The organism is bacterium (assembly GCA_037131655.1).
Lineage (GTDB): Bacteria > Armatimonadota > Fimbriimonadia > Fimbriimonadales > JBAXQP01 > JBAXQP01.
Map to the genome: position 1 here is coordinate 1 of JBAXQP010000156.1, position 6,584 is coordinate 6,584.

Sequence of the window (6,584 nt, forward strand, 5' to 3'; positions counted from 1 at the left end):
TTAAAGCTCAGGTTCATATGGGCGGAAGAGGCAAAGCGGGAGGAATTCGCCTTGTCGACACTCCCAGCCAAGCTGCTGAAGCGGCAAAGGACATTATCGGCACCCGACTCATCTCCGCCCAAAATCCACAGGGCATGATTCCCGACAAGGTCTTGGTGGTCGAGCAGATAGCTATCGATAAAGAGTACTACCTGGCAATCACCCTCGATCGTTCGGCTCAGTGCGATACGGTCATTCTAAGCGCGATGGGCGGTGTGGATATCGAGGAAGTCGCTCACAAACACCCAGAAGCTATCATTAAACTCCCTATAGATCCGGAATGGGGTTTATGGGATTATCAAATCCGAGCGGCAATCGACAGCGCCCATATCGACCCGATGGTAAAAAAGCAGCTAGTCGGAATTATCATGAACCTGCTGAAAGCTTACCAATCGGTCGATGCCTCTCTTATCGAAATCAACCCTTTGGCGCAAACCCCTGAAAAAATGCTCATTGCCGCCGATGCGAAGGTTACGATAGACGATAACGCCCTCTTTCGCCAAAAAGCCTTGGCAGTGATGCAGGAAGCCACAGCGGACGACCCCATCGAAGCGGAGGCCCAACGGAACGGAATAGCCTACGTTCGCCTGACAGGAGATATCGGAGTTATCGGCAATGGGGCAGGGCTAGTGATGTCGACGATGGATGAAGTCAGTCGAGCAGGGGGAAGTGCGGCGAATTTTTTGGATATCGGCGGCGGAGCTAGTGCGGTGAAGGTCAAGCAGTCAGTCGAACTTGTACTGCATGATCCCAACGTAAAAGGGCTTTTCTTCAATATTTTCGGCGGCATCACCCGAGGCGATGCGGTCGCTCAAGGCATACTCAAGGCATTTGGTGAATTAGAAGTCAAAATCCCCGTTGTCATACGGCTTGAAGGCACCAACGCCGCCGAAGGCCGCCAATTATTAGAAGGTTCCAACCTAATCCTCGCCGAAACCATGCAAGAGGCCGCGAGTAAGATAGTGGAAGCTGTAAGACTCTCTTCTTAAGCTGACCCAGGCCGTATCGAAGGACGGAGAGGGTTAACTATCAGTTAAGTCAAAGCGAGGTTGATTCGGTACAATCAACCTCGCTTTGACATTTTTACATGTGTAGGGATCTGTGCCCCCTACACCCCTTTTCCAAGGGGGGAATGGCCCGGATCAGCCTTCCGCCTACTTCAAATACAACTTCACCGTCACGATCTCGAAGGGGTTGAAGTTTAAATTAATAGCGTTATCGGCTATTGGGAGCTCTTCCAGGTTGTCTTCCAGCATGTCGCAAAGATAGGCCTTACTTGCCTTGAGAGTTGTTGTCAGCTTGCACGGGCCACGTGAGTTGTGGGCGTCGTATAGTCTGATAATTAGGGCTTCTTCATCTTCGGCTTTTTTGACGGCTTCGATGATTACGCCGGGTTTGTTGACCGAAAAGAAAGACTGGCAAGTGGGGAGTTGGCCAGCGGAGGGCTTTACTTCCATCGCATGGGCTGGGGCGTTTAAGGCGTAGGCCTTTTCGATGACTTTGCCTTGGCGCAAATCGCCGACGTGCGGGAGGAGGGCATAGGTCAGAACATGATGGCCTCGATCGCAGAGATCATCCGGTGCGACGGGAGCGCGCAAGAGGGTTAGGCGCATGACGCCGCCGAAGATGTCGTGCCCATATTTGCAGTCGTTAAGAAGCGCAACTCCATAATCAGCCTCGCTTAAATCGGCCCATTTGTGGGCGCAGACTTCAAAGCGGGCTATATCCCAACTGGTGTTCTGATGGGTCGGGCGCTCGGCAAAGCCATATTGGATTTCATAAGTTGCCCTTGGCGAGTTTATGTCAACGGGGAAGGCCACTTTTAACAGCTTGGTCTCCTCTTTCCAATCGATCTCTGTATAGAACTCAATCTGAGGGCTTTCGCTTGTCAGACGCACGTATTGGGTGATGCGAGAGTTGCTGAAGCTGCGCACCAACTTAATTGCCGCGCGCACAGGGCCTCGCTCGACCACTTCCATGCTCTCCAAGTTGGTGATGTCTTCGCCGGTCTCATGATAATAAGCTTCGATATCCCACGCATCCCAACCTAAGGGTTGGTCATCGAAGAATTGAAATACATTTGCTTTCTTTCCGGGGGCCAAAACTTCCCGATTGGAGCCATCATGATTGGCGCCTTTATGGAGGATTCGGCTAATTAAGCCCTGCTCATCGAATTCGACGCGCACGAACTTATTCTCCAGCTTGCGATTATCCACTTTGAGGGTTGGCTTACTCACTGCCGCTTTGCCGTCCAAATCGACGAACATATAGCCGTAATCGGGCAATCCTCCGACTTCACTGATGACATGGCCTCGGTCGTCTTGAGCTGCGAATGATTTTCCGCTAACAGGCTGGACCGCGCTTACTTCAGTGCCGCCCCATACTGGGATTTCAACTAATTGCTGGCCGGCGGGATGATTGCTCACTACAAGCGCCGGGCGCTTCATCCCACTTGTATCGGCGCCGGATGCAATCCGTTCCATTGCCTCTTCGATTAATTGGCTTGTGATATGGAAGACCTCGGCGTACTCTTTATCCGAATCGCGATACACTTCCCTGATGCTCGAACCGGGGATGATATCGTGGAATTGGTTGAAAAGGACGATCTTCCAGGCGTGTTCGAGCTTCTCCTGCGGATAATCTTTAAGCCCACCTGGGGCAACACTCCATAAGAATTCAGCATCCCGCAACGCCAATTCGGCTTTGCGGTTATTGCGCTTATTCGCCGCTTGACTGGTATAGGTGCCTCGGTGAAGTTCGAAATACAATTCACCCGCCCAAACAGGCATTTCCTTCTTCTCAGGAAGGCTTAGATAATAGGGCTGAAGCTTTTCAGCCGTGCCTGAGGGGTTATCGGTGTCCCAATAATCTTCAACAAGCTTGCCAAAAAACGTGCTCAATTGTTCCGGCTGAACCTTGGGTAGGCCGTCAATATCAGCCACTCGGCGCATATTTTCGACCATCTCCTGTGTCGGACCGCCGCCTCCATCACCAAAGCCGAATAGATAGAGCGCGTGGTCGCTTCGGTCATGTTCTTTGGCATTGTGCACACTAAATAGCAATTCCTTCGGCGTCATTACACCGTTACAGTTATCGGATGGCGGGAAGTGGGAAAGAACTTTGCTGCCATCGATGCCCTGCCACAGGAACGAGTTGTGGGGGAACTTGTTGAACTGATTCCAACTCATTTTTATTGTCATGAAGTAGTCGATTCGGCATTTGCGCAAAATCTGCGGCAGGCCGGCGGCATAGCCGAACACATCAGGCAGGAACATATCTTTGGTCTCTACCCCGAACTCCTTCATAAAGAAACGTTTGCCATAAAAAAATTGCCGGACTAAACTTTCTCCGCTTGTCAGGTTACAATCGGCCTCGACCCACATACTTCCGACCAGTTCGAATTGGCCAGAGCGAACTTTCTCTTTTATTCGCTCATAGAGCGCCGGATGGTCATTTTTAACCCATTCCAACTGCACCGCCTGCGAGACCAGGAACTTGTAATCGGGGTTCTGATCCATCATTTTAATGGCAGTTGAGAAAGTGTGGGCGGCTTTGCGGACAGTAATCCACCACGGCCAAAGCCAGGCACAATCGAGATGAGCCATACCGATGGCGCTCATATTAAGGGCGCTTGAAGCGGCGGGCTTGTTATAGACAACCGCTAAAATCTCCCGCGCAGCCTTGGCTGCCTTGCGGAAACCTTCGATGTCTTTGACTTCAAACGCAATCGGGGGCATCTCTTTTACGCAGAGGTTGACTACATCATTAAGCGCCCACAGAAGCTGTCCGCGACGAGGCTCATTCTCGGGAAGCTCTTTTAATAAGTCAAAAGCATTAGTTAAATCGTAATATAGGCCGAAGAGTTCGTTGTCATATATTTTAAGGACGCATTCACCGACTTTGTATATGTCTGCAGGGGGGATAGCCCCTCTTCCATGGTCACTTACGCCGGGATTGATGCCATAGACCTCAGCCCAGATGTCGATTTTCTCGCCTCCGACAGCGCAATCTGTAAGCACATAGGTCTGGTGCGCCCAATCGATTCCTTGGACAGGGGAATTATTCTCCCATATGATCGTTTCGCTACCGGTTTCGAGGCAGACGACGATCTTTTCGCCTGCCCACTCGTCTGGGATGGTTCCCTGGAAACGGAACCATGCAGTGCTCCAAACGGGTCCCCAACCATAACCAGGCTCAACCGTGGTCATTTTTGCCTCGTTGGAAGCGATCGCTTTCATCACCTCGTCCTGGGTGCGGTAGTCATATTTCTCAACTCCCATATAGAGCATCTCAATTGAGAGCGCCTGCTTTTTCTCCAGCAATCGAGGCTTGACATAGCTCTCGATAAACTGCTCGATACGTTTTTGTGTTATAGAAGGGTGTTTGTGCACAACTATTTTCCTTTCTCAGTCTCTTATTCATAAAGCCATAAATAGGCTCTAATGATTTTACTTTCCTTGGGCATCAAATGCGTTCACTTTTAGCTGTTGTGTGACTTTTTATTGGAGAAGAAGTTCTTCTACAGTGAGAGAACACCCGCGAAGCTCGGATTCCTGCGCTCTTCCGATTAGTTGAAAGCCCTCATCCAATCGAACTCCGATATCCTCGGTCTGAAGCGCTGCAACGGAGTTGAAGTTTGCCAAATCGAAGTGGGTAAGCAGTCCTCTTCCGCCTATGCCGACTTCCTGACCGGAAAGGGGATCAATAATTCGGGTTCGGCACCATCGTACGCCGAGCTTACGTGGAAGCCGAGTGGCATTACTATTTTTATCAACAAACGAGCTGTCATAGAACTGGGAAGCCATCTCGCACATGCCGTATTCGCTAAGGGCGGGGGCATTAAGACGCTCTTCGAAGAGTTGATAAAGCTCTTCAGGAGCAACTTCACGCATCCGGCCTTTGAATCCGCCCGTCTCGATTATCAGACTTCCCTTTGGAAGCTCAAACTTATCCGGGCATCGGTCAAAGACAGTGATCCATGCAAAAGCGGTGCCGAAGAGAATCAGTGGTGATTGGGCTGAACACAGCGCGATTTCGAACCCTTCAGGGATACCTTCGTCCCAGAAAAAGCGATGATCCAGCCCAGGCATTTCTCGCATCAGCGACTCGACCATATACGAAAGAGAAGAATTGGGAGATTGTTCGAACGAAGGCATCAACGCCCAGATCGGTAGTTGCTCGCCTTTTGGCAAGACGTATTGCCTGAACCCCGTATTCAAAGAAAGATCATAAAGCTTCTCAGCATCACTATCAAGAAAATGGCGGCTAGGGCTTCCTTGAGAGGTGCCGCTGGAATGGAATACCAATACTGCCTTATTAGGTTCAACACAGCTCAAATTGTACCGTTTGAACGCTACAGCGGGAACGGCTGGGATACCCTCCCATTTCTTAACGGAAGCCGGAGTATGGCCTGAAGCATCACAGAATTGACGATAGGGCCGATTACGCCCGTATTGATAGGCAAATAGCTCCAACGCTAATTCGTCAAAGTCACCCTCACCCTTTTCAATGAAGGCAGCGATTTTTTTTGCAAGCGGATGGTCGAAATTAGTCATCATAGATGCCGATCGGTCAGCGGTTGTAATACTGGACTATGCGCAATTTTAGGGCCCATCAGCGTATTAAGCCGCGAAATCAAGTAGTGAAAGGGAAAGCGTTTCCCCGGGCAGAATGTTTGATTCAAGTCATTATGCTTGATGACATGATCGATAGGGATATGATAACGCTGCATAAGGCTTGTGGTGAGCTTGATTGCAGCCAGCATCTGCGCTTTGGTCGGCTTAGTTGGACCATGCTTTCGGAAATAGGGTTTATTACTTTGGAAATTGCCGATAAAGCAGATGCCGAGATAATGCTCGTTATAGCCGCGAGCATGCGCTCCTAAACAATGTTCCGGCCGACCGGCCTGAATCTCACCATTAGGCATAATAACGTAGTGGTAACCGATGTGATATACCTTGCCTTCGAATACGACTTGCCACCCGTTTTTGGCATGCATCCGATCAATAAACTGCGCATCTACTCGGTCACGTCCCATGTACGCGCCTGTGCCGCTATGATGAAAGACAATCCCAATCGGGTTCTGAAGTACCGCAGGTGGTAATTGCGAGTTAGGATGTCTTTTTGGTGTTAATCGAACTACGGTCCACAGAATTAGTACTCCGATGATTAGCGCTGCAATGATCCAGATCAACAGTCCAGTCCGGGGCATGTCATCAGTCTGTTCGACCTTCAAGAGCATTCGCCCCCTGTCAATTCGATTTGGATACCAAGTGAGTCCCGAGCACTCCGGACAACTTTCCGACTGCCAGCTTGCGATAGGAACTAATTCTATTTTATCGCGAGCCATATGATATTGTCCATAAACTGACAAAAGATTCCTGAATTCATTAATTAGCTTCCTATGACATTAATACGTTCGCGATGAGCAGTTGGTACGCACTTTAGTGTAGAATTTAAACAATAAGTTTAAGGAGAGCGATCATGGCTATCCTAATCGATGAGAATACACGTGTTGTAGTTTCGGGAATGACGGGGCACGAGGG

The 6,584-nt window shown here is 49.9% G+C and carries 4 protein-coding genes; 1 reads left to right on the forward strand and 3 read right to left on the reverse strand.

Annotated elements, in window-relative coordinates:
* A partial coding sequence (gene sucC, locus WCO51_08210) for an ADP-forming succinate--CoA ligase subunit beta (protein MEI6513241.1) occupies positions 1–1,028 on the forward strand: 1,028 nt, incomplete at its 5' end.
* A gap of 165 nt (positions 1,029–1,193) precedes the next feature.
* Here the strand turns inward: sucC and WCO51_08215 are convergent.
* From WCO51_08215 to WCO51_08225, 3 genes are all read right to left on the reverse strand, one after another.
* Positions 1,194–4,430 (reverse strand): alpha-mannosidase, encoded by a 3,237-nt coding sequence (locus WCO51_08215; GenBank protein ID MEI6513242.1) that lies wholly within the window; start codon positions 4,428–4,430, stop codon positions 1,194–1,196.
* Positions 4,431–4,538: 108 nt separating this feature from the next.
* Positions 4,539–5,597: a hypothetical protein gene (locus WCO51_08220; protein MEI6513243.1), complete on the reverse strand. Its 1,059-nt coding sequence runs from the start codon at positions 5,595–5,597 to the stop codon at positions 4,539–4,541.
* Positions 5,594–6,388, reverse strand: a complete 795-nt coding sequence (locus tag WCO51_08225; GenBank protein ID MEI6513244.1) for a peptidoglycan recognition family protein — start codon at positions 6,386–6,388, stop codon at positions 5,594–5,596. Before WCO51_08225 ends, WCO51_08220 begins: the two co-directional genes overlap by 4 nt.
* Positions 6,389–6,584 lie beyond the last annotated feature (196 nt).

Coding starts and splice junctions, on each gene's coding strand:
- WCO51_08220 (MEI6513243.1), bottom strand. CDS start 5,597: ATGATGACTAATTTCGACCATCCGCTTGCAAAAAAAATCGCTGCCTTC.
- WCO51_08225 (MEI6513244.1), bottom strand. CDS start 6,388: ATGGCTCGCGATAAAATAGAATTAGTTCCTATCGCAAGCTGGCAGTCG.